General features: G+C 44.5%; 20 protein-coding genes and 1 pseudogene. 18 read left to right on the top strand and 3 right to left on the bottom strand.

Annotation, left to right across the window (positions count from 1 at the left end; translation table 11 throughout):
• Nucleotides 1-32: 32 nt before the first annotated feature.
• The 6 genes from HMPREF1551_RS05765 (at nucleotide 33) to HMPREF1551_RS05740 (ending at nucleotide 4,921) form a co-directional block, all read left to right on the top strand.
• Nucleotides 33-851 (top strand): ZIP family metal transporter, encoded by an 819-nt coding sequence (locus HMPREF1551_RS05765; protein ID WP_021628129.1) that lies wholly within the window; start codon nucleotides 33-35, stop codon nucleotides 849-851.
• 93 nt (nucleotides 852-944) lie between these two features.
• Nucleotides 945-2,297, top strand: coding sequence for an adenylosuccinate lyase (gene purB, locus HMPREF1551_RS05760; RefSeq protein ID WP_034544366.1), 1,353 nt, complete (start codon nucleotides 945-947; stop codon nucleotides 2,295-2,297).
• Nucleotides 2,297-3,403: a DNA-processing protein DprA gene (gene dprA / locus HMPREF1551_RS05755; RefSeq protein WP_034544372.1), complete on the top strand. Its 1,107-nt coding sequence runs from the start codon at nucleotides 2,297-2,299 to the stop codon at nucleotides 3,401-3,403. Before purB ends, dprA begins: the two co-directional genes overlap by 1 nt.
• A 264-nt stretch (nucleotides 3,404-3,667) precedes the next feature.
• Nucleotides 3,668-3,934, top strand: a complete 267-nt coding sequence (locus HMPREF1551_RS05750) for a hypothetical protein (protein ID WP_021628126.1) — start codon at nucleotides 3,668-3,670, stop codon at nucleotides 3,932-3,934.
• Nucleotides 3,912-4,205, top strand: a complete 294-nt coding sequence (locus tag HMPREF1551_RS05745; protein WP_034544365.1) for a type II toxin-antitoxin system RelE/ParE family toxin — start codon at nucleotides 3,912-3,914, stop codon at nucleotides 4,203-4,205. The genes HMPREF1551_RS05750 and HMPREF1551_RS05745 overlap by 23 nt, the downstream gene beginning before the upstream one ends.
• A gap of 17 nt (nucleotides 4,206-4,222) precedes the next feature.
• Entirely contained in the window at nucleotides 4,223-4,921 is a 699-nt protein-coding gene (locus tag HMPREF1551_RS05740) for a 3'-5' exonuclease (RefSeq protein WP_021628124.1), read from the top strand.
• A gap of 58 nt (nucleotides 4,922-4,979) precedes the next feature.
• Here HMPREF1551_RS05740 and HMPREF1551_RS05735 read toward each other — a convergent pair whose 3' ends face one another.
• Nucleotides 4,980-5,861 carry an NAD kinase gene (locus HMPREF1551_RS05735; RefSeq protein ID WP_021628123.1) on the bottom strand — a complete coding sequence of 294 codons (882 nt, stop codon included), beginning with the start codon at nucleotides 5,859-5,861 and terminating at the stop codon, nucleotides 4,980-4,982.
• A 60-nt stretch (nucleotides 5,862-5,921) separates the two neighbouring features.
• Entirely contained in the window at nucleotides 5,922-8,108 is a 2,187-nt protein-coding gene (locus tag HMPREF1551_RS05730) for a glutamine synthetase III (protein WP_021628122.1), read from the bottom strand.
• A gap of 175 nt (nucleotides 8,109-8,283) precedes the next feature.
• Between HMPREF1551_RS05730 and HMPREF1551_RS05725 the strand changes: the two genes are divergently transcribed.
• The 9 genes and pseudogenes from HMPREF1551_RS05725 to HMPREF1551_RS14425 all read left to right on the top strand — a co-directional run.
• Nucleotides 8,284-10,635, top strand: coding sequence for a TonB-dependent receptor (locus HMPREF1551_RS05725; protein WP_021628121.1), 2,352 nt, complete (start codon nucleotides 8,284-8,286; stop codon nucleotides 10,633-10,635).
• A gap of 107 nt (nucleotides 10,636-10,742) precedes the next feature.
• Complete coding sequence (locus HMPREF1551_RS05720) at nucleotides 10,743-12,092, top strand: DUF4374 domain-containing protein (RefSeq protein WP_021628120.1); 1,350 nt, start codon at nucleotides 10,743-10,745, stop codon at nucleotides 12,090-12,092.
• A gap of 1 nt (nucleotide 12,093) precedes the next feature.
• Complete coding sequence (locus HMPREF1551_RS05715) at nucleotides 12,094-13,050, top strand: alpha/beta hydrolase (protein WP_034544364.1); 957 nt, start codon at nucleotides 12,094-12,096, stop codon at nucleotides 13,048-13,050.
• 247 nt (nucleotides 13,051-13,297) lie between these two features.
• On the top strand, nucleotides 13,298-13,816 hold the full coding sequence (locus HMPREF1551_RS05710; protein ID WP_021628118.1) for a PAS domain-containing protein: 519 nt from the start codon (nucleotides 13,298-13,300) through the stop codon (nucleotides 13,814-13,816).
• 312 nt (nucleotides 13,817-14,128) lie between these two features.
• Complete coding sequence (gene gldK / locus HMPREF1551_RS05705) at nucleotides 14,129-15,514, top strand: gliding motility lipoprotein GldK (RefSeq protein WP_021628117.1); 1,386 nt, start codon at nucleotides 14,129-14,131, stop codon at nucleotides 15,512-15,514.
• A gap of 57 nt (nucleotides 15,515-15,571) precedes the next feature.
• Nucleotides 15,572-16,279 (top strand): gliding motility protein GldL, encoded by a 708-nt coding sequence (gldL, locus tag HMPREF1551_RS05700; protein ID WP_021628116.1) that lies wholly within the window; start codon nucleotides 15,572-15,574, stop codon nucleotides 16,277-16,279.
• Nucleotides 16,280-16,319: 40 nt separating this feature from the next.
• On the top strand, nucleotides 16,320-17,897 hold the full coding sequence (gene gldM / locus HMPREF1551_RS05695) for a gliding motility protein GldM (protein WP_021628115.1): 1,578 nt from the start codon (nucleotides 16,320-16,322) through the stop codon (nucleotides 17,895-17,897).
• A gap of 17 nt (nucleotides 17,898-17,914) precedes the next feature.
• Nucleotides 17,915-18,817 (top strand): gliding motility protein GldN, encoded by a 903-nt coding sequence (gene gldN, locus HMPREF1551_RS05690; RefSeq protein ID WP_021628114.1) that lies wholly within the window; start codon nucleotides 17,915-17,917, stop codon nucleotides 18,815-18,817.
• Nucleotides 18,818-18,887: 70 nt separating this feature from the next.
• A pseudogene (locus HMPREF1551_RS14425) lies at nucleotides 18,888-19,019 on the top strand (Crp/Fnr family transcriptional regulator); the annotation flags it as partial.
• Here HMPREF1551_RS14425 and HMPREF1551_RS05685 read toward each other — a convergent pair.
• Nucleotides 18,994-20,301, bottom strand: a complete 1,308-nt coding sequence (locus HMPREF1551_RS05685) for a hypothetical protein (RefSeq protein WP_021628113.1) — start codon at nucleotides 20,299-20,301, stop codon at nucleotides 18,994-18,996. The pseudogene HMPREF1551_RS14425 and the gene HMPREF1551_RS05685 overlap by 26 nt on opposite strands.
• 207 nt (nucleotides 20,302-20,508) lie before the next feature.
• Here HMPREF1551_RS05685 and HMPREF1551_RS05680 point away from each other — a divergent pair, with 207 nt between their 5' ends.
• The 3 genes from HMPREF1551_RS05680 (at nucleotide 20,509) to HMPREF1551_RS05670 (ending at nucleotide 24,543) form a co-directional block, all read left to right on the top strand.
• Nucleotides 20,509-21,981 (top strand): vWA domain-containing protein, encoded by a 1,473-nt coding sequence (locus HMPREF1551_RS05680; RefSeq protein ID WP_034544369.1) that lies wholly within the window; start codon nucleotides 20,509-20,511, stop codon nucleotides 21,979-21,981.
• Between the two features lie 420 nt (nucleotides 21,982-22,401).
• Entirely contained in the window at nucleotides 22,402-23,103 is a 702-nt protein-coding gene (gene prfH, locus HMPREF1551_RS05675; protein WP_021628109.1) for a peptide chain release factor H, read from the top strand.
• A gap of 48 nt (nucleotides 23,104-23,151) precedes the next feature.
• Nucleotides 23,152-24,543 carry an RtcB family protein gene (locus HMPREF1551_RS05670; protein WP_021628108.1) on the top strand — a complete coding sequence of 464 codons (1,392 nt, stop codon included), beginning with the start codon at nucleotides 23,152-23,154 and terminating at the stop codon, nucleotides 24,541-24,543.
• The last annotated feature ends 26 nt before the right edge of the window (nucleotides 24,544-24,569 follow it).

Here is a 24,569-nt window from a genome sequence, read left to right as displayed (position 1 = left end):
ATTGGTCATTGCTCACTAACTTAAAACTAAACATGATTTCTAGCATTATTAACTACCTAAGTAGTATCAATCCGGTATTAGCAGCCCTATATGCGACCCTATTTACTTGGGGGGTTACAGCCTTAGGGGCAGCCTTAGTCTTTTTTTTCAAGAGCAGTAACAAGCTGTTGATGGATGGTATGCTGGGCTTCACCGGAGGGGTGATGGTGGCCGCCAGTGTATGGAGCTTGCTGATCCCTGCTATAGAAATGAGTGAGGGCGAGCGCTTTGTCAAGGTGCTTCCTGCTGTGGTGGGCTTCCTTGGGGGCTCCCTCTTTATCTATACACTGGACAGAGTATTACCGCACTTTCACCCCAATTTCAAGCAAACCGAAGGGGTCAAATCCTCTTGGCAACGCACCACTCTTTTGGTCTTGGCCATTACCTTACACAATATCCCTGAAGGCTTAGCCGTAGGGGTACTCTTCGGAGGGGTAGCCGCGGGTATTCCGGAGGCCTCTATCGCTGGAGCCGTCACATTAGCCATAGGAATTGGTTTGCAGAACTTCCCCGAAGGGGTTGCCGTTTCTATGCCGCTAAGGCGTATGGGGCTTAGCCGCTGGAAGAGCTTCTTCTATGGGCAGCTTTCGGCCATAGTAGAGCCTATCGCAGGGGTCTTGGGTGCCTTTGCGGTGGTCTTTTTCACCCCTGTATTGCCCTATGCCTTGGCCTTTGCAGCGGGTGCAATGATCTATGTAGTAGTGGAAGAGACCATTCCCGAATCCCAGCAAAGCCGCAATACCGATGTCTCTACCATAGGCTTTCTGGTTGGTTTTGTGGTGATGATGGTTATGGATGTTGCCTTGGGATAGGAAAGGGCTTGCTTTTTGTGGAAACTTTCTCCTTATATTCCTTGTATATAAGTAAGAAAAATGGTATATTTGCCTTTTCTAAAGAATGCAAATATGTCTTTGACTGCAATTTCTCCCATTGATGGGCGCTATGCCTCCAAGACCAGCGCCCTTCAGGCTTATTTCTCCGAAAAAGCCCTGATACAATACCGCCTAAGGGTGGAAATAGAATACTTTATCGCTCTATGCACGGCTCCTTCCCTGCCACAGCTCGAAGGGGTGGATCATAACCTCTTCCCCTCTCTCAGGGCTATTTATGCCGATTTTACCCAGGACGATGCCCTCGCGGTTAAGGAAATAGAACGTACGACCAACCACGATGTCAAGGCAGTGGAGTATTTCCTCAAGCAGCAGTTCGACCACTTAGGACTTGCCGCTTATAAGGAGTTTATTCACTTTGGCCTTACCTCACAAGATATTAACAATACGGCTATTCCCCTTTCTATCAAGGAAGCGGTAGAAGCGGTATATCTTCCTGAGCTTGAAAAATTAGTACAGAAGATAGAGGCCTTTGCCATCGAGTGGAAGGATATTCCTATGCTGGCGCGTACCCATGGCCAGCCTGCCTCTCCTACCCGCTTAGGTAAGGAGCTGAAGGTCTTTGCCGTGCGTCTCAGAGAGCAGCTTCAGGGCTTCTCTGCGATCAAGTATGCGGCTAAGTTTGGCGGTGCTACCGGTAACTACAATGCCCATAAGGTCGCCTATCCCGATATCTATTGGCGTGGATTTGGGAAGTTCTTTGTAGAGGAAGTATTAGGTCTCTATCATTCCTTTCCTACTACCCAAATAGAGCATTACGACCATATGGCTGCGCTCTTCGATCTGATCAAGCGTATCAATACCATACTAATAGACCTCGACCGAGATATATGGACATATATCTCCATGGACTACTTCAAGCAACGTATCAAGGAAGGTGAGGTAGGCTCTTCAGCGATGCCTCATAAGGTTAACCCGATTGATTTTGAGAACTCCGAAGGGAACCTCGGTATTGCCAACGCCCTTTTGGAACACCTCTCTGCCAAGCTGCCTATCTCCCGACTTCAGCGAGACCTGACCGATAGCACTGTATTGCGCAACGTAGGGGTACCTTTTGCCCATACGCTGATTGCCATAGCCTCCACCCTCAAGGGATTGGATAAGCTCATCCTCAACCAGGCGAAGCTACAGGCCGACTTAGAGGACAACTGGGCGGTAGTGGCCGAGGCTATACAGACCATCCTACGCCGTGAAGGCTATCCCAATCCCTATGAAGCCCTTAAGGGACTTACTCGTACCAATGCCCATATCGACCAGCAGGCGATCCATGCCTTTGTCGATACCCTCCAGGTGAGTGATAAGCTCAAAGCGATGCTCAAGACCATCACTCCGGCCAACTATATCGGTGAGGACTATAAAGATGAATGATGAAAGAAGAAGACCTCATCGCTCTTTTGGCTTTGCAACATACCCCCAATGTGGGAGATGTTACCGCCAAGAAGCTCATCGCCCATTGTGGAAGTCCTGCGGCTATCTATCAGCAGAAGAAGCATAAGATTGCCCATATTGAGCGCATTGGGAGTGTAATCCTCCAGCACCTCTTTGACCCTGTGCACCTCAGGGAAGCCGAAAAAGAATGGCGCTATATCCAAGACCAGCAGATCCGCTATCATACTTTTTTTGATGCAGATTATCCTGCCAATCTCAAGCAGATTATCGATGCGCCTATCCTCTTTTTCTCTCGGGGGAATATAGACTTGGCTAATAAGAAAATTATAAGTATCGTAGGCACCCGGCAGGCTACCTCCTATGGGATCGGTTTCTGTGAGAAATTGGTAGAGGAACTCGCTCACTTGCACGATTTGGTAATTGTCAGCGGCTATGCCTATGGCATCGATATCACAGCCCATAGGTCGGCTATACACCATGGCCTACAGACGGTAGCTTGCTTGGCACATGGCTTGGATACCCTCTACCCGGCCTCTCATAAGCGCTATGCCTCTGAAGTAGAGGCCAAGGGAGGCTTTGTCACTGAGTTCTGGCACCAAAGTAAGTTCGACCGAAAAAACTTTCTTGGTCGCAACCGTATTATCGCAGGCCTGGCGGATGCGACTATCGTTGTGGAATCGGCTCACAAAGGGGGAAGCTTAGTCACTGCCGATATGGCCTTCTCTTATAGTCGGGAAGTCTTCGCCCTACCCGGTCGTGTGGATGATACCTATAGCCAAGGTTGTAACCGACTAATAAAGACAGACAAGGCACGCTTGATCACCTCCGCTTCAGACCTGATTTACTATATGAATTGGGATGAGCAGCCTTCCCAAGCTAAGACCATCACCCCACAGCTCTTTATCGAACTTACTCCCGAAGAGGAAGTCGTCACCCATTACCTCGAGGCACAAGGCAAGCAAACCTTGGATGATATTGCCAAAGGCTGTGCCCTGCCTGTATATAAGCTCTCCCATCTGCTCTTTCAGCTGGAGATGAAGGGAGTAGTCAGGCCCCTGCCCGGTAAACAGTTTGTGATGTGCTAATGAAATTCTTTATATTCTCTCATTGATAAATTCTATAAGTCAATAGAAAAAAACAATGAAAATCTATATTTATGAAATCAAAAAGTGGTACCTTTGCAGCCGAAAACAAAGGGGAAATAAATTGTTTTTCATATATTAGATTTTGTGGTTAGAATTGGTAAAAGAGAGCGCAAGCTCTCTTTTATTTTTTTATAATCTCAGGATACTAATTTGCTATTTGTTATTAAATGTTGTATCTTTGCAGGAACAATTAACCTTATTATTATGCCTTCAGTATTACCATCAGCTACGCCTCGTTTTCTCACAGATGAACAAGGAAATGCACTCTATGCGGTTTTGCCAATAGAAGAGTACAATCACCTAGTAGATATAGCCCAATATTATCAACAGGATCAGAAAGACCTTACCACAGAGGATCTTAGAAAGATAAATGCTGCGCGACAACAAGCAAAACAAGGATTAGGTATTAGCAGTGAAGAAGTACATAGAAAAGTAAAAGAACTGAAATATGCAGCTTATTTGGATGCCTAATGCTGAGCAGGATTACTTAGATACCTTAGTCTATTGGTACAAACATAATGGATCTTTTAGTTATTCAGATAAAATCGATAAAGAGGTGAAACAGTTAGAGGAAGAACTTTCTGAAAATCCTTATTCTTTAGCGAAGTATTATGAAAAAGAGAAACTATATAGGAGGTCTATACTAAAAGGGCGTTTTTTTATCTATTATGAAGTGTTGGAGGAGGAGGAAGTGATTCATATATTACACTTTAAAAGCTCGAAACAAAGACCTATTGTCTGATGAGTTAATTGCAAATTATGACCAACATTTTATTCTTAGACATAGAAACTGTTCCTCTATACCCTCACTACAGCCAGTTGCCTCAAGAAGCACAAGAGCTGTGGGAGGAGAAGACACGCTATATCCGAGCAGAGACCTCGGCTGAGGACTACTATCCTCGGGCAGGGATATGGGCAGAGTTCGGGAAGATCATATGTATATCGGTGGGTTATATCCGATACTTTGACGGTCGCAGGCAGTTCCGCCTGCGCTCCTTTACCGGAGACGAAAGGGAGATTCTTCAGGCCTTCTCAGCCCTCTTGGAGCAATACTTCAGCGGGCGCCATCACCTACTGGCAGCCCACAATGGCAAGGAGTTCGACTTCCCTTTCATCGCCCGTCGTCTCTTGGTACACGGCCTGCCCATTCCCCAAAAGTTACAGTTCTTCGGCAAAAAGCCCTGGGAGATTCCCCACTTGGATACCTTGGAATTATGGAAATTCGGCGACTACAAGCACTACACCTCTCTCAAGCTCTTAGCCTATACCCTTGGCATTCCCTCCCCTAAGGAAGATATTGATGGCAGCGAAGTCATGCAGGTCTATTATCAGCAGCAGGATATAGAACGCATCAGCCGCTACTGCCAGCGTGATACCCTTACCGTAGCCCAAATCCTCCTAAGAATGAAGGGCGAACCCCTACTCACTTCAGAAGAGATTTTTTCGATGAGCCAATAAGCTCATTTGTCAATGAGCAAATTAATCATTAATGGCATTAATCATTAGTCATTAGTCACTAATTCCTCATGTCTTCTCCCCACAACAGTTTATGCCTCAAGGTTTTAAAAAATTCATTATTCTCAAGGCAGACCGTGCCGAGGCTAAAAGATGCCAGACTGATTTTCACCGCAGTCTTGCAGGGGAGGGTAGTGGAGCGTGCATCGTAGGTAGCCAGATAGCAGCCCTCACGGTTGTATACTTGTAGGGTAATCTCTGTAGTATCAGGAATGATCAGCGGGCGGGCATTGAGGTTGTGAGGGGCGATAGGGGTCAGTACCAAGGTCTTGGAGTGGGGCATGATCACCGGCCCTCCACAGCTCAGGGAATAGCCTGTGGAGCCAGTAGGGGTGGAGACGATCAGCCCATCTGCCCAATAGGAAGTCAGGTAATGGCCGCCTAAGTAGGCCTCTACCGTGATCATAGCCGTAGAGTTCTGCCGGATGACGGTAATCTCATTCAGGGCAAAGTTCAGCGGAGAGATAGGGGTGCCATCGCTATCGGTGATCTGAAGCACGCTGCGCCTCTCTACTGTATATTGCCCATTGCGAACTTTGGCAAACATATCCGCAATTTCCCCCTCCGAGATGGTCGCCAAAAAGCCCAAACGACCTGCGTTGATCCCCAAGATAGGAATCTGTAAGTGCTGTATATAGGTCATCGCCCATAGGATAGTGCCATCCCCTCCTATGGTAAGCATAAGGTCGGTATCGCTTGGCAAGTCCGCCACTGAGCGAAAGGTCTGTACGGCCATCTCTTCCGTAAGTTGTCCCTTGTAGCAGCGCCATAGGTCGGCCTCCACTACAATTTGGTCTCCATGAGCCAATAGCTCCTGAAAGATAGCAGCCAATATCGGCTGATAGGCAGCCTTGTATTTCTGTGAGTATAATGCAAACTTCATAATAATAATGAGACAATGAGTCAATTTGCCAATTAGCTAATTGACTCATTGGTGAATTGACTAATTAAAAAGCAGTTCTCTATATTTAGTCATAGTCCATAGCTGGTCATCGACCATCAGTTCGAGCTTGTCGCAGTGGCGGCGTATCTGTTCGAAGTAGGGTTTGATTTGCTGGCAATAGGCCTGGGCTTTTTCCTCCAAATCTTCTAATTTGTTGATACGCTTGCGTGCCTCTACCATTTGGGACACCTTGTTATGGATACCCTTGATATGCTCGGAGATATGTTCGATAAGGTCAAGCTGTTCGAAGGCCACCTCTTGGAAGTGTTCACCAAAGATATCTTTGAGGCCTCGCACGTTCTCTATCAGCACATTTTGGTATTTCACAGCAGTCGGCACGATATGGTTCCGAGCGATGTCTCCCAATACGCGGGCTTCTATTTGTACGGTTTTGATATATTCCTCTAAGGCGATATCATAGCGCGCATGGAGTTCGACCTCAGAGAGTACTTGCATTTCAGTAAAGAGGTCTATAGCCTGTTGGCCAATATTTTCCTTGAGGGCATCAGGAGTGTTCTTGTGGTTGCTTAGCCCACGCTTTTGAGCTTCCTCTTCCCAAGCCTTGCTGTAGCCATCTCCTTCGAAGAGGATAGGCTTGATGCTTTGGGCATAGCCTTGGAGTACCTTCAGAATGGCCTCTTCCTTCTTGAGGCCTTTCTTACTACCTGATTTCAGCAGCGCATCCACTTCTTTTTTGAAGTCCGTAAGCTGTTTGGCTACCATAGTGTTGAGCACCATCATAGGCTTGCCACAGTTGGCATGAGAGCCCACGGCACGGAATTCGAACTTGTTGCCCGTAAAGGCAAAGGGCGAGGTACGATTGCGGTCGGTAGTATCTAGGAATAGGTCAGGTATCTTATGTACCACATTGAGCGTGCGTTCGTCCTTGTCTTTTTGGATAAAGTCCTTCCCCTGTGCTTTTTGTAGGGAATCAAGCACTTGCGTAAGTAGGGAGCCTATGAATACGGAGACGATAGCCGGAGGGGCTTCGTTGGCACCGAGGCGATAGTCATTGGTAGCCGAGGCGATGGATGCCCTTAGCAAGGCTTCGTAGCGATGTACAGCCTTGATGGTACAGAGAAAGAAGGTAAGGAACTGTAGGTTATTGGCTGGATTTTTTCCAGGGGAGAGCAGGTTCACCCCTGTGTTGGTCACCAGTGACCAGTTGTTATGCTTTCCTGAGCCATTGACCCCTGCAAAAGGTTTCTCATGGAAGAGGACGGCAAAGCCATGTCGCTCGGCCACCTTGCGCATCAGGTGCATCAGTAGGGCATTTTGATCTACCGCGAGGTTGGCTTCGGTGAAGATAGGAGCCACCTCGAACTGGCTGGGTGCCACTTCATTGTGGCGGGTCTTAACTGGGATCCCTACCATGAGGCATTCCTGTTCCAGCTCCCGCATATAGGCCAACACACGGGAGGGGATAGCTCCTAAGTAGTGGTCTTCCAGCTGTTGCCCCTTAGCAGCCTCGTGCCCCAAGAGGGTGCGGCCGGTAATGAGTAAGTCGGGACGGGTAGCCACCAAGGTCTTGTCGATAAGGAAATACTCCTGCTCGCAGCCTAAAGTATTGGATACACGCTCCACCCTTTCATCGAAGTAGCGCGCCACCTCGGTGGCAGCCTTATCTATAGCGGTGAGGGCTTTCAGCAGAGGCGTTTTGTTGTCTAAAGCCTCTCCCGTATAAGCGATAAAGATCGTAGGGATACACAGTACTGACCCATAGACAAAGGGAGGGGAAGAGGGATCCCAAGCGGTGTAACCTCTTGCCTCGAAAGTATTGCGGATTCCCCCATTGGGGAAGCTCGATGCATCGGATTCCTGCTGTACGAGTTGGCTTCCTGAGAATTGCTCGATAGCACGGTCACAGCCTACCGGTTCGAAAAAGGCATCGTGCTTTTCGGCCGTACCTCCGGTAAGGGGTTGGAACCAATGGGTATAGTGGGTAGCACCACGGCTGATCGCCCAGTCACGCATAGCCACCGCCACTTGGTCGGCCACTTGACGGTCTATTTTGCAGCCTTTTTTGATGGATGACATCACACTCTCGAACGCCTCGCGGGTCATGCGCTGGCGCATGGCCTCCTCATGGAAGACATTGCAGGCAAAAAGTTCTGAGGGACGTCCTTTTTCAGCTACCGTAAGGGGTTGCTTCTTTTGCACTTCTGCTAAGGCAGTAAAGCGTAACATAATATAATAGGTTAATGTTTCTGCGCACAAAAGTACAAAAAAATAATGACTCATAAGGGAGAAGAAGGATAAATCGTATTTTGCTACTAAAAATAAATATAGCGTTAAAAAATTATTTGGTTTTATTCCAAATAAATTTGTATCTTTGCGCCCATTTAAATAGAGAGAAGATTATATGAAGTATTTTTCTATGAGGAGTGTTTGTTTCTTTGTGTTATATCTAACCAGCGGATTCCTATATGCCCAACAAATGGCATTGGTAAAGGGGCGTATAACCGACGGTAAAGAGCCAGTGGTAGGGGCAGTAGTACAGCTCAAAGAACTTAAGAAATATGCCGTAGCCGATGCAAATGGAGATTTTTCTCTTTCGGTACCTTATAGAAATAAAGCTTATAACTTTACGATAGAATCCATGGGGTATAAGTCCCAAGAGAAAAGCCTTATGGTAGCTCAAGCGGTAGTTACCCTTTCTATACAAATGGAGGAAGAAGTAACCACCCTTACCGGAATTACCGTAGAGGCGATAACTCCTATCAAGCAAGTACAGAAGAGTGCCTACAATGCGGTAGCCATTGATGCATCCAAGCTACAGCACCTCAACAGCAATGCCTCTGATATGCTCTCCAAGGCCTCTGGGGTCAAAATAAGAGAGACGGGAGGAGTGGGAGCCGAGAGCCAAATCAATCTCAATGGCTTTACAGGAAAGCATGTACGTACCTTTATCGATGGGGTGCCTATCAGTAGGGCTTCTTCTTTCCAAATAGGCAATATCCCTGCGGAACTCATTGACCGTATCGAAATCTATAAGGGGGTGGTGCCTGTTACCTTCGGATCCGATGCTCTCGGAGGGGCAGTGAATATCGTAACCCGCAGAAGCAACGCCCAGTATGCCAACCTAAGTTATACATTTGGCTCCTTTAATACCCATAAGAGTACCTTTAATATAGGGGCACCCTTGACGGACAATATAGGAATAGAGATCAATGCCTATCAAAACTATTCCGATAATAGTTATAGGGTACTGACCCAATATTTGGATTTAAAAAAAGGTATTTACTCTAAAAACAAACGTTGGTTTAGGCGTTTTCATGACCACTATCACAATGAGGTGATTATAGGAAAGGTGAATATATTCAAAGAGCCTTGGGCGGATAAGCTTTCCTTCTCTATGAACTATAACCAGGAGTATAAGCAGATACAGAATGCCAACCTCATGCAGATTGTTTTCGGAGGTAAGTACCAAACCTCCTACACCTATAGCACAGGAATAGAATATGAAAAGAAAAACCTCCTGGAGGGGCTGAGCCTTTCAGTTACAGGGCGTTATGATCTCACCACAACCAATGTGGTAGATGAGGAAAACCGCCTATATACTTGGGATGGCACCTACAAAACCAAGGCTACCTTGGGGGAAGCTATGTATCAGAATACTGTTTTTGAAGGGCGAACTGCTCACATAGCCTCTCACCTGGACTATTGGTTACAGGACAAGCACCTTTTCCAGCTTACCCATACCTTCGGTCGATTCAATAGGGTTACCAAGCGCCAAATTGTAACCCCATTTACCTCCGATGCGGATCTCATGGATCGCATCAACCAAAAGCAGATCTTGGGTCTTTCCTACAAATATGTACCTAATGATAAGTGGAATGTCTTAGCCTTTGGCAAATATTATGTAGCTGAGGTGACAGGTCCAGTGGTAGTTAGCGGTCATGGTTATGGAGCCGTATATAAAGAACATATAGAGCATACCGATGCCTTGGGTGGGGGAGTGGCCTCCAGTTATGAGTTGGCTAAGGCACTACAGGCCAAGCTCTCCTTTGAAAAAAGTTACCGCTTGCCCAACGATAGAGAGCTTTTCGGGGATGGAGACTTGGAGATAGGAGATAATAAGCTGCGCCCCGAACATAGCAACAACCTGAATGTGAACCTCTCTTGGCAACCTGCTATGCAGCAACATGCTTTTTTGGTAGAAGGGGGCTTTGCCCTGCGCTATATACAAGATTATATCATCCGTAATGTCGCAAGTACTGGCTCAGCGGTTAGTAAAAATCATGGAAAGGTACTCACCACGGGGGTGGATCTTTCTCTGCGCTATTTCTATGAGAAAGCCTTCTCTGTTGGTGGAAATCTCTCCTATATGGATATGCGCAACCGTGAGCGGAAGAACCCTAATGGAGCAGACTCAGTGATCTATGGGGATAGGGTGCCCAATATGCCTTACCTCTTCGGAAGTGTGGATGCGGACTATACCTTTGCCTCCCTACTTACTCAGGACGATGGCCTTTCCTTAGCTTATGGACTAGCCTATACCCATGAGTTCTTCCTCTCTTGGCAGAGCGAAGGGGCAAAAATCACCATACCCACCCAGCTCTCCCACGACCTGAGCCTTACTTATACAGCTCCCAAACGGAAGTATACCCTATCGGCCGAAGTAAAGAACTTCACCGATGCCCTGCTCTATGACAACTATAGTTTGCAAAAAGCAGGCCGAGCCTTCTATGTCAAATTTGGGTATAGATTTTAGGTATGTTGTAGGGGCTAATGGCAATTAGCCTTATCAACCATTAATCATCGACTATTAACCATTGACCACTAAAAATTCAAAATTAAAAATTCAAAACTGTTTATATTATGTATATTAATTTTCAATCAATTAGAAAAATGTTGTTCCTCACAGCAGTAGGAGCAGCAACCTTAGTCTCCTGTTCTAAAAATGATGAAGGAGAGGATAAAGGTACAAATCCAAGTGGTGGTAACCCAAGCAGTCAGGAAGATACCACTCCACAGGTAGATATCAATAAATTCTTTATTGATGCCAAAGGAACAGACGGGAATGCCCGCTATATTCTTTATGCCAATGAAGTAGCCTCAGGAGAAGTGCCTATAGGGGAAAACAAAGGACAACTAAAGCCTGCCAATGGCTATTTCTGGTTGTTCAACAAAAACATAGCCGCAGGACTTTCCTATGAGTTCAGAGGAGCTGGAATAGGGGTAGCCTATGGGCGTAACAAAGCTGGAGAAGTGAGTGAAATAGCTCAATTTGGTGTAGCAGAACGCGCCACTACCTTTGGCTTCTTTGGTGACTATTATGTAACAGCTGTAAGTGGTCAGACTATTGTAGGAGAAGCGGGAGCAAAAGACGGAGCTACGTTTACTCTTCGTAAAACTACTGATTTTTCAGAGGCACTTAACAAAACAATTCGTACCAAAAACCTATTGCCTGGAATGAATAATGATGAAGTAGTATCTTTTGCAGGTATCTTGGATAATGGTAATGGAGAGTTCTTGACAAACATGATCGTATCTGATTATAAAGATGTACAACCAGGACAAGGTTCTAGCACAGGGGTTATCCATAATCCAGATGTGGTGTATGTAGGAGTCTTTGACAAAGATTTGAACTTTAAGCGTTACTATAAAAGTGATAAGCTTGGTTATGCAGCAGGTCGCTTTAAAAGTCAATACCTCTTGGAGTTAGGGAAAACAGAGAATGGGAATGTATATGTCTTCTCAGGAGGGATCAACCAAAAAGAAGGGTCTACCAGAAAAGCAGGAGCCTTGTTGATCAAGCCAGGAGCAACTGGCTTTGACCCTGACTACTTCTTTGATATAGCTTCTGTATCGAACAATGGTATCTTCCGTCGGGTATGGCATATCTCTGGTAACAAATTCTTCTTAGAATTTTTCAATGATGCAGCTAGCGCAGGACTACGTTCGTTAGATGCACATCGCTATGCCATTGTGGATGTAGAAGCTAAAACACTTAGCTGGGTAATAGGACTTCCAGAACCTGCTAATATCAATGGTATTACTTCCAATCCTATTACCCCTGCTATTTACCAAGGAAAGGTATATCTTCCTGTAAATGAAAAAAATACAGATCCTGCTATCTATGTGATAGATCCCGCTACTAATGCCGCTACTAAGGGCTTGGTTGTAAAAGGAGCTAATGTTATCAATGCTATAGGACGTTTTGAATAATATGAAGCACATCATCTGTCTATTCTTTATATCCGTGTATAGCACATGGGCACAGACAACTATTTGTATAGGGGAGCGTATTACGCTCCCTTCTACCATTATGGGGCAGGAGCGTACGGTGGACATCTACCTGCCGCCTTCCTATAAAGATTCCTCGCTCAGGGCGGTGGATTATCCAGTGGTATACCTGCTCGATGCGCAGGTCAATTTCAACTACTTTACTACGCTGATGGAAAAGCTCACTCAGGGCATCCCTAACCTCCCCGAAATGATTGTGGTGGGTGTAGAAAGCCCTGATCGGGACAGCGATTTTACGACCGAGAACGACCGCTTCTGGCAGTTTGTTCGCGATGAGCTAAAGCCCATGGTGGAACGACAATACCGCTGCAAGGACTTTCGTATCGCTGTAGGACACTCCCTCAGTGGCTTGGCCGTGACCAATGCCTTGCTAAGCTATACCGAGCTTTTTAACGCCTATATCGTTCATGATCCCAGCCTATGGTGGGGCGATGGGGCGGGTATCAAGCGCTTCGAACAGAACAAAGGAAAGGACTTCGGCTACCGACACCTATATATAGCCCATACGGGGTATAAGATACGACACAATGGCCGTAGTGGCCATGTGGCTACCTTCGAGAAGCTCCAACAATGGCTCCAACAAGGCGCCTTTAAGAATTTGCAATGGAAGCTAAACACTTATCCCAATGAAAACCATGGAACCATTCAGCTCATTGGCAATATGGAACTCTTCCGAGCCCTCTTTGCCGAGATGTTTATCGATCGCAATGATATAGAGCAGAACCCTCAGGTGATCCTAGCACGCTACCAGGCACTCTCCCAAAGGCTTCACTACCCATTCACACCTTCACAGGCCTACTTGAGAAATACCGCTAAGTGGCTGCGACGAAATGGAAAGCAAGACCAAGCCGACCAAGTGGAAGCGATGCTAACTCCCTAAGAGAAAAACAAATAGGCCGCTTTCCATTGTTAATAATTTTTGAGAGGGGAGAAATAAAAACAAAATAGAAATATAACGCATTGATATTTAGTGTATTAATTCGTTTTTAAGCAGGTAGTATAGAATAATATGATATGGATATAAAAGTGGTTGATAAGTTTTTATGAAAAAAAGATAAAAAAAGAACATTTTTCATTTGTTTCTAAAAATATTTTTATATCTTTGCGCCGAATAAATAATTAGACTTATGAGTACACCAGTAAATAAGGAAGTAGCTTGGGATAAGACCAAGACCATTATGAGTAAAACCGACGCTAAAGGCGTGATTGAGTATGTAAATCAGGTATTTATGGATGTGGCAGGATACACAGAGGGCGAACTAATAGGTAAGCCTCACAATGTAATTCGCCATCCTGATATGCCTAAAACCATCTTCAAAATTCTATGGGATAACATCCAAAAAGGGATTAACTTCCATGCGATCGTGAAGAATCTTGCCAAATCAGGAGAATATTATTGGGTAATTACCGACTTTGATATCATCCGTGACCCAAGTGGACAGATTATTAATTATATGGGTAGAAGAACTTCTGTGCCTACAGAAACTATCGAAAAACACATCGCTCCCTTGTATCAAAAAATACTACAAGCAGAGCAAGCAGGAGGTATAGAAGCCGGTGAGCAATTCTTTCAACAATTCCTCAAAGATCAAGGAAAAGATTACCTTACTTATATAGAGGATGTAATCTTGGAATTCAAATCCTAAAACACTGTACAACCAATCGTGAAGAATTAAACAACGAAGGGAGACCTTATGTAATGATTTTCGAAAGAAGGTGATGATTTTTCTCTCAACAACTGACAAGAAGTGTATTGAGAATAAGAAATTGTTAATAACTTTTTGATTTAAAATGGGTCTTAATTTTTCTTGTAAAAGATTGAGAATCAGTGCATAATATTTGTTTTTTTAAATACTTATTGTAAAAGAATTTTTAAAAATAGAGGCATTTTGAGAAAAAAAGTAGTGTAAGACGAATAAAATAACTACATTTGCCTCCCTGAAATAATATTGTAGATTATGATATTGAAACTAAAAAAAGTAGCACTTGTTGTAATGGGTTATCTGATGGTTTCCTGTGGAGCTGGTGGTGACCAAGGGGAACTTACTGGCGTAAAGGGTGGGCAATGGACTCAGCCTAAGCCTTATGGGATGACACTTGTCCCAGGTGGTGCTTTCGTGATGGGTAGTTCCGATTATGACAAAGCGCATTCCGAGGACGCTACTACCAAAACGGTAACCGTAAGCCCTTTCTACATGGATGACACCGAAATTACCAACGGTGAGTATCGCCAATTCGTCAACTGGGTACGCGACTCTATCGTTCGTCGTAAACTCGCCGTGATGGCCGAGGAAAGCGGACAGGCTACCGGTGGCGAAGGAATCGGTAAATACGCTTTTATAGACACTGACCAGGAAAAACTCAGTGCCTATGATAAGTATATGTACGAGAACTACGGCGATAAGGATAACCCTGAAAAACGTAAGATTAATAGAAAAGTTAATCTTATTTGGGACAAACAAAAGTATCCTGATGAGCACTATGTGGAAGTGATGGACTCTATGTATGTTTCTATCGAAGAGACTTACAATGGTCGTCGCCCCTTGAATGTAGAAAAACTCGTCTTCAAGTACCAATGGATGGACATAGAAGCTGCTGCTCGTTCTCATAAAAAAGGTCGTAAGGACTTTATCAAAGAGGAAATAGTGAAGATATATCCTGATACTACAGTATGGATTAAGGACTTCAATTATTCCTACAATGAGCCTATGCACAATGACTATTTTTGGCACTATGCCTATAGTGAGTATCCTGTAGTAGGAGTAACTTGGAGACAAGCTAAGGCTTTCTGTGAATGGCGTACCCTCTATAAGAACTCTTTCCAAAAAGCCAAAAAGAGAAAAGACGTGAACGCCTTCCGCTTGCCTACCGAGGCTGAATGGGAATTCGCCGCTCGTGGTGGTTTGGAAGCTGCTACTTATCCTTGGGGTGGCCCTTACACCGTGGATAGCAAAGCCTGCTTCATGGCCAACTTCAAGCCTTCTCGTGGGGACTATGCAGCTGATAACGCGCTCTATACCGTAGAAGCCAAATCATATCACCCCAATGGCTACAACCTCTACAATATGGCAGGGAATGTATCGGAATGGACAAATACTTCTTATGATTCTAACTCATACGAATACATGTCCTCTATGAACCCTAACGTAAATGACCAACAAAACAAACGTAAAGTAATCCGTGGTGGTTCTTGGAAAGACGTTGCTTTCTACACTCAGGTGGCTACCCGCGACTACGAATACCAAGACTCCGCCCGTAGCTACATCGGGTTCCGTACCGTACAAAGTTATATGGGGGTACAAAGAGTTAACTCTAAAAAAGGAAATCTCTCTAACTTGAGATAATCAATCTAAAAAATTAAAAATTAATAAATAAAAGAAGTATAATTAAAAAGAAAAAAAATGGCACAGTCAAAGACACAAAAGAAAATCATGAATATGGTTTATGGTTTGGGAGCCTCAGTCGTAATTATCGGGGCACTCTTCAAACTACTTCACTGGGAAGTTTCCTTAGGATCTATTAAGTTAGGAGGGGGTGCCCTCTTGGCAACTGGTCTTATCACAGAGGCGCTTATCTTCGCCATCGCAGCTTTCGAACCTGTAGCAGAGGAAGCAAAAAAATACGAGTGGGAACGTGTATTCCCTGAATTGGAAGGTGGAGAACCAAGACAGCTTAACTTTGCTGGTGGTGGAGCCGCTCCTCAGTTAGCTTACGATGATGCAGAAGGACAAATCATCAGAGAATCTCTTTCTGAAAAACTGGATAATATCCTACGTGAGGCTCATATCGATGCAGAACTGATGACCTCCTTGGCTACTAGTATCCGTAACTTCGAAGGGGCAGCTCGTAACATAGGCCCTGCTGCCGATGCAGTTGCTTCTACTCAAAAGTATGGAGAAGAGCTTACTACCGCAGCCGTACACCTCGAAGCGCTTAACTCCCTCTACCGTATCCAGCTCGAAAGAACTGAGCTTCAAGTAAATGCTCAAGAAGGTATGGTGGACAACCTTAATTCATTGAACGCACAAGTTAATTCATTCAAAGAACATTTGAGATCTCTTAACACAGTATATGGTGGCATGCTCTCTGCAATGGGCGGAGCTCGATAATCTAAATCATATTAACTAACTTAAAATTAATTAATTAGAAATGGCAGGAGCAGCAAATTCACCACGACAGAGGATGATTAACCTGATGTATCTGGTTTTCATCTCCATGATGGCTCTCAATATGGGGAAGGAAGTCTTGAGCGCATTTGGTCTGATGAACGAAAAGTTACAAGCAGCCAATGAGCGTTACCAATCTACCAATGAGGCCGTCTTCGCAGAATTAGAGAAAAAAGAACAAGAAAAACCTGAAGAATACGCTGAATCTTTGAAAAAAGCACGCGAAGTAAGAGATGCCTCTAATGAGTATTATGCTTACTTGGGCGAACTCAAAGAGGATATTATGAAACAGGCTGGTACTACCGAAAAAGAAAGAAAGGATTATCAGGTGATGGATAAGTCCGATAAGTTGGACGAAAGATTCTTCAAGACAGATGGGCTTAAGCCTGATGGACAAAAATTCTTGGATAACATTAAGAACTATCGTGATAAGTTGGTCTCTTTACTCGATGAGAAAAAAGATGCAGCCCTTATTGCAGTAATCCAAGAAAGATTTAGTACCGGTGAGAATGACAAGGTAAAAGACCGTGAAGGAAATAGTGTAGGTTGGGTACAGTACAACTACGAAGGATTCCCTTATATAGCAGCGGTGACCAAGTTCTCCCAATTACAATCCGATGTACGCCAAACAGAACAAGACTTCTACAAGGCGATGCTCGGTGAGAAAATGAAAGAAGAGCTTTCTATGAAGCACTATACTACCTTACTTGAACAATCCAGAGGGGCTTACTATGCAAACCAAGAGTTCGATGGTGCCATCGTATTAGGTCGTAAGGACAACTCTACCAAACCTAAAAAGGTAGATTTGAAATTGGATGGTCGTCCTATCCCTGAATCTCAAGTAGAAGTAGTAGAAGGTAAGATCAAACTAAAAGTGAATACTGGTAACGTTGGGGATCACAAGATCGAAGGTACACTTATCTACGAACAAAATGGTGAGGAAACTCCTGTAGATGTTGTACAGTCCTTCACCACCATCCCTCGTCCGAACGAAGCGGTAATCTCTGCTGATAAGATGAACGTAGTATATCGTGGGGTAGTGAACCCTATGACCATCTCTATGCCAGGGGTGCCTGACAATCAGGTGAACGCTTCCGCACCAGGACTTTCTCGTAAAAGTGGGCCTAACTATATCATGAAGCCAGGAGCAGGTTCTTCTGAAGTAACGATTGTGGTAACAGGTACCTTCGACGGACAGAAGTTCTCTTCCTCTAAGAAGTTCCGTGTAAAGGATATTCCAAAGCCAGAAGGTGCCATCTTAAAAACAACAGGTGCTGTGAAATTGGCTAAGGCAAATATCTTAGCCGGAGAACTTTCCGTAGCTTTCAACGACTTTGATTTTGACCTTTCTACCAAAGTAAACTCTTTCCGTATCTTAGTGCCAGGACAGCCAAGTGTGGTAGTACAGGGTAGCCGTGTAAGCGCTAGTGCTCCAGCAGCAGCAGCTGTGAACCGTGCTAAAAAAGGAGATGTGATTCAGATATCAGAGATACGTTATTCAGTATCAGGATATAGCGGTACGCCTAAGCCTGCTACACCTATATCTATCGAAGTATTGTAATTAATAATTATAAGATAATGAAACAAGCACTAAAAAATATCCTGACGCTATCTTTCTTGTGGATAGTATCCTCAACTACTTTTGCGCAGACCAATATCCTCAACGCAAGAGTACCCTCTGAGATAGGTGAGAAGACTGCAGCTCAACAGGAATCTGACAATGACGTACCGCTTCCTTATGGCTATGTGGATGACCGTGATATTATGTGGTCAACTACTACTTGGGAACTTGTAGACTTGGAAGAAAGAGCTAACTTCCCCCTACTATTCCCTATTGATACTATGGAGATTGGTGCCGATCGTCGCTCCTTGTACGATGTTCTCCTAAGAGCGATGAAGGAGAAAAAACTCACCGAGACGTATACAGACTCCTATTTCACAGAAAAGAAGAGCTATGACGATCTCAAATTTAGCTTGTCCAAAGCCGATACCCTCGATGCTGGATATGAAATCCTCAACCAAGGACTTCCTTTGCCTCCTGAATATATCGTACGTACCGACCTTACCTCAAGAGATATTGTTCAATATCGTATCAAAGGACTTTGGTACTTCGATAAGAGACAAGGAGAGCTTAAGTATCGCTTACTCGGTATTGCTCCTGTAGCACCCGATGTGAGTGTCTTGGGTACCGATGATGCACAATCAAGCTTGGTAGAACTCTTTTGGGTATGGTATCCTGCCGCAAGAAATATCTTGCACAAAGCAAGGGTATTCAATCAGTTGAACTCCGCCAACCGGGTCTCTTTCGACCACTTGCTGAACGCCCGACGTTTTGTAGGGGTCATTTACAAAGAAGACAACGTGTATGGAGATAGGGAAATCAAAAAATACCTCCCTGACAACGCCCTATACCAGCTCTTAGAAGCAGAACGTATCAAACAACGTATCCGCGACCGCGAACAAGATATGTGGGTTTATTAAAACAATATACAAAAGACTACCTTTTTGGTGGTCTTTTGTTTCTTTATGAATGTCTTATATAATCTATTGCCTGATCTTGAATCTCGATTTTCTTAGCTAATATTTTACCGAAGTACGCTTTGCCAAGGGAGAACTTCTCACTCGTGAAGCTGAGGTAGAAAACTACTTGTATTACCTTAGCGAAGGTATTGTACGTATCTTTCAATTAGAAGATAAACCTCATCACCATTGAAGTAGATAGCATACTCCCATTGTTTTTGCCGGTAGAGGGCTTCACGATGGAAGATTTCCATTTCTTCATCTCCATTTTTCAGGAAGGTACTGGGGGCATGGAGGAATTTCTGATAGTCCTTAGGCATTAGATAAGTGGTCTTTAGGTAAGCCATACGATCCCCTTGGCTAATGTCGAAATAGACCTCTACTATATGATTGTTGTCAAACTGAGGATCTGTATTCTTCCGATCGTCCTCATCGGGTGAATAGGTGCTGTTTTTGTGGATATATACAGGACGAAGATTTTTGGCAGGAGCATATATAGGAGGGGCAGTAAAGCGCTTCATAAGCGCTTGCTTAAAGGGAGGGTGAGTGCCCCGTGCTGGCTCAAGAGTAGCGAAATCTTCCCTCTGGCAATACAGCTGTGCCAATTGCCACTTCCCATCTAATAGAAATACGACCTTATAGTTGCCTTCCTCTGGAAACTCTTTCAGGTCGTAATAATCCTTTCGGTCGGTATGCTTTAGGAAATAGTAAGTAGCTTCTTTTTGTACTTTAGAGAGGAAAGCGCTCCTTTGTTCAGTGTTCCATTTTTCAGTATGAGGGATCTCCTCCAAAGGCTTTTTTAAGGTGTCATTATCTACTAACCACGTATGGTAATAGTTTTCATCAAAATCAATATAGTAATTTCCTAAGAAAACTCCTTTCTGTTCCGTTTTCTTAGTTTTGGTGTGTGTCAACCTTTCTTCTGATGTCCCTTTGGGGCTTATTTTTACAAAAAAGAGGAGGTTATCTAAGGAATTATAATAATAAGTGAATAATTCGTTCTTCGAGCAAAAGAAAATATTAGAGGAACCATTAATCATATATTCCTTTTGCTCGTCAAACTCCAACTCTTTTTTAGGAGATAGGTCTGAGTAGAAATAATCATTATTGATATGCCAGAGATAATCATACCAGTACATATATTTATCAGGCATTTTAGTAGCATAAATACCATTTTTGTAGTTCTCAATAGTATCTTCTCCTATATAGAACCAAAAGACAGCAGAACAAAAGACAAAGCCGAGTATAAGGCTGATGATCTTGACCGTTTTATACTTAGTGCTATAGTAGATGAGGGTAATGGTGGTAATCAGAAGGAAAAATCCCAATAGAAAGCCACCTCCATAGATTGCCCAACCTAGACTATTGATGCCAGGAAGAGTGATGATAAAGAGGGCGACCAAAACAGCCCAAAATAAGTAACCAAAGAGAATAACTTTTTTCATCTTAGATAAGGATTCCAATTACAGAGGCAAAGATAGTAAATAATTAGAAAATCGACTTAGTATATTGGCTAAATCCTTTGTTAAACCGAGAAAAAGTTGTATATTTGCCCCATTAACCATAATGATATGACAATTATGAAAAAAAGGATTGTTTTTACAGCTTTTGCCAGCTTGCTACTATGGGGTTGTGGCAATAATCATGACATGATGTATAATCCAGAATATTCCCCCTCCTATCCTAAGCAAGTGCCTACGGCTGAGAATGGGGAGACTTTTAAGGAAATCAAGGAAAACCCCTTTGTAGAGGTGGCTTCCCAACCGGTTTCTACCTTTTCGGTGGATGTGGATAGGGCGGCTTATAGTAATATCCGCCGTATGATACAGCAGGGCAGTCTTCCTCCTAAGGATGCCGTACGTATTGAGGAGATGATCAACTACTTTGATTATGACTATCCTACCCCCGATGCACAAACATCCGCTCCCTTGCGTATGAGCTACGAGCAGGCGCCCGCACCCTGGAACACCGAGCATCAGCTTTTGCGTATTGGCCTCAAGACAAAGCCTTTGGATCTCTCCCAAGCGCCTCCCTCTCACTTGGTATTCTTGATTGATGTCTCTGGCTCTATGATTGATTACAATAAGCTCCCCTTACTCAAGTCCTCCCTAAAGCTCTTGCTTCATAACCTCAAGCAGCAGGACAAGGTAAGTATCGTAACCTATGCCAGCGGTACCAAGGTAGCCTTAGAGCCTACTTCTGTAAAGGAACGGGCAAAGATAGAAAGGGTATTGGACGGCCTTGAAGCAGCAGGGGGAACCTCTGGCGAAAAGGGAATCCAGTTGGCTTACGAGCTCGCTCATAAGGCCTTTATCAGGGGAGGAAACAACCGTATTATTCTAGCTACTGATGGTGATTTTAACATAGGGATTAGCAATGCCAATGATCTGAAAACTTTTATAGAAAAGCAACGTGAAGGGGGCGTATATCTCTCCGTGTTGGGCTTTGGGATGGGCAATTACCGAGATGATATGGCCGAGACCTTAGCCGATAGTGGCAATGGGAACTATGCTTATATAGATAACCTTACCGAAGCGAAGAAGGTCTTAGTCAATGAATTTGGTGGTACCCTCTTTACCGTAGCCAAGGACGTGAAATTACAGATAGAGTTCAACCCTAAGTATGTCAAGCAATATAAGCTTTTAGGTTACGAAAATCGCATGTTGGCCAATGAGGATTTTACCAATGACAAGAAGGATGCAGGCGAAGTAGGGGCAGGGCATACCGTTACGGCTATCTATGAGATCGTTCCTTCCGATGGGAAAATAACCTCTTCCCTCCGTTATCAAGATAGTAAGCTCAATGAAATAGGAAAGGGCAACGAAGTAGCCTTCCTAAAAATCCGCTACAAAGACCCTAAAGAAGCCAACGCTGCCAGTAAGGAAGTCGTAGAGCCACTCACCTTTAATCTCAAGCAACTCCCGCAGGCTTCCGAAGATTTCCGCTTTGCCGCTGCGGTAGCGGAGTTTGGCCTATTGCTAAGAGACTCCCAGTACAAAGCCCAAGCCTCCTATGACCAAGTAATAGAATTGGCGAAGAATGCTTTTGGCCGAGATGAAGAGGGCTACCGAAAAGAGTTTGTCCGCTTAGTAGAAAGTGCAAAGTTAATGAGCCAAAATAAGTAATCAAGGACGAATGATTAAATCGTTAATTATTTGTTATTAATCATTAATCATTGAACATTAATCATTACTTTTGCCCCCGATTTCAAACAGCTATTGTTTAACCTTTAATAAAACTTACAAAGAAATGACCTATATCAAGTTACATATTACCGTAGAATTACCTTGCCAGCAAGGTAACGCTTCGTGGCGTATCCACTTGATGTAGCATTATCATATCATACAACAAAAGCCCGAAGCGACTGCTTCGGGCTTTTTGTTTGTCCTTCTCTCAAAAATCCCAAGCAAATATCAATTATCTTTCTCGCAAGCGTACCCCGCTGAAAGAAATCACAGCCCTTAAGTATCACTCCTCAGCAATGGAAATTGGGGAGATGCTTTTAGAGTGCAAGCCATATGTGCAACTATAAATAAAAAGAAAAAATGGAAGAAAAAATCATACAAATCACCGCAGGACGCGGTCCTTTAGAATGCCAATGGGTAGTGGCGAAAGTACTCAAGACTTTCCTGCAAGAGGCCACCCAAGCAGGCATCAGCTATATCATTCTCAACCGTGAGGAAGGCGATGCCAATCTCACTGTCAAATCGGTTACCCTGCAACTCAAAGGCAAGGAGTTAGCATCATTTTTGAAAAGTTGGCTCGGCACCGTGTGCTGGGTAGGCAAGAGCACTTTTCGCAAATTCCACCAGCGAAGTAACTGGTATATAGGCGTTTTTGAGCTTGACCAACTGCAACGTCAGCCTTTCTCAGAGCGCGATGTGCAGTTCCAAACCACTCGCTCACAAGGCAATGGCGGACAGAATGTGAACAAGGTAAATTCCGCAGTGCGCGCCACCCACCTGCCTACAGGTATCAGCGTATTGGCACAAGATTCGCGTTCGCAACTGGACAATAAGAAACTCGCCCTCAACCGTCTGAGGGAAAAACTCACCGAAATAGAGCTTCAGCAACTTGCCGAGCAAGCGCAGCACCATTGGAACAATCACACCCAAGTGCAACGTGGCAACCCTGTGCGCACTTTCAAAGGCACCGATTTCAAAAGCACTTATGTAGATAAGAGCTATAAGAAAGAACGCGCCGTAGCTAAGCGTTTTTGTAGGGGCGAATGGCAATTCGCCCATTAACGAATGGCAATTCGCTTAGCTAACCCCTAACCCCTAACACCTAAAAAAATGGCAAATTTAAAACTCAAAGGGAAAGACCTGCTCAAGTTAGGTTTCCCGAATAATCAATCTATCAATGTAGCGTTAGAAGTAATGAAGCGCAATTACGCTACTAAGAATACCGCTTATGTAAAGTCGGTACTTGAGGATATTTTAAAAAATCCTGCGCAGTACGAAGGTCATCTTACTTTTGGTCAGATAGCCGAAGCGCTGCTTTCATCTACCAAAACCGAAAAGCGACAGCTCAACGCTACACGCGCCCCTTATCATATCTTTGGCGAGGACATCACCGAAGAGGCTAGAACGCAGCTCTATACGGCTTTAAAACTTCCTATTTCGGTAGGTGGGGCACTCATGCCCGATGCCCATAGTGGCTATGGGCTGCCCATAGGGGGCGTGCTGGCGGTGGAGAATGCGGTCATTCCTTATGGGGTAGGCTTGGACATCGGTTGCCGTATGTGCCTTAGTATCTTGGATATCCCTGTGTCCTACCTTTCGGGGGCACGCGATAAGTACGAGAAAGCCCTTATGGAACACACCAAGTTTGGTATGTATGAGCATCACAAGTCGCATGTAGAACACGAGCTATTTGATCGTGATACTTTTTCGCTGATTCCTATTCTCAAGCGATTGAAGGATAAGGCCATCAAGCAGATGGGTACTTCGGGTAGTGGGAATCACTTTGTGGAGTTTGGAGAGGTAGAACTCTTGGCAGACGATCCGCAGATAGGTTTGCCCAAAGGAAAATATCTCGGTATTCTTTCCCATAGCGGTTCGCGTGGCTTTGGGGCAGAGATAGCGCAGTATTACGTACGCGTGGCTGCCGAACAGTGTCCGCTACCCAAAGAAGCCCAACAGTTTGCTTGGTTAGACCTCTCGACCCACTTAGGCTTAGAGTATTGGACAGCGATGAACCTCGCGGGCGATTACGCTTCGGCTTGTCATGAGGACATCCACCGCCGACTCATTCGTGCGGTAGGTGGTCGATTGAGAGCACGCATCGAGAACCACCACAATTTTGCTTGGAAGGAAATTCACGATGGTAAGGAGGTGATTGTACACCGCAAAGGAGCGACCCCAGCAGGGGAGGGCGTACTGGGTATTATTCCTGCCTCGATGACGGATGCGGGCTACATAGTACGCGGTAAGGGCAATGCCGAGAGCTTTGATTCAGCTTCGCATGGGGCAGGGCGCGCTTTCTCTCGCAATGAGAGCAAGAACCGCTTTACCAATTCCGATATCAAAAAAGCCCTCAAAGCCAAAGATATTACCCTTATCGGGGGCAATGCCGAAGAAGCTCCTATGGCGTATAAAAACATAGAAACCGTCATGGCTTCCCAAACCGATTTGGTGGATATCATCGGTACTTTCCAACCAAGAATTGTACGGATGGACAGGTAGAAGAATTTTTTACTAAAATAATTTTT

Source organism: Capnocytophaga sp. oral taxon 863 str. F0517, from assembly GCF_000466425.1.
Taxonomy (GTDB): domain Bacteria; phylum Bacteroidota; class Bacteroidia; order Flavobacteriales; family Flavobacteriaceae; genus Capnocytophaga.
The sequence above is the reverse complement of the archived record's forward strand: the minus strand, read 5'-3'. Positions and strand labels throughout refer to the sequence as shown.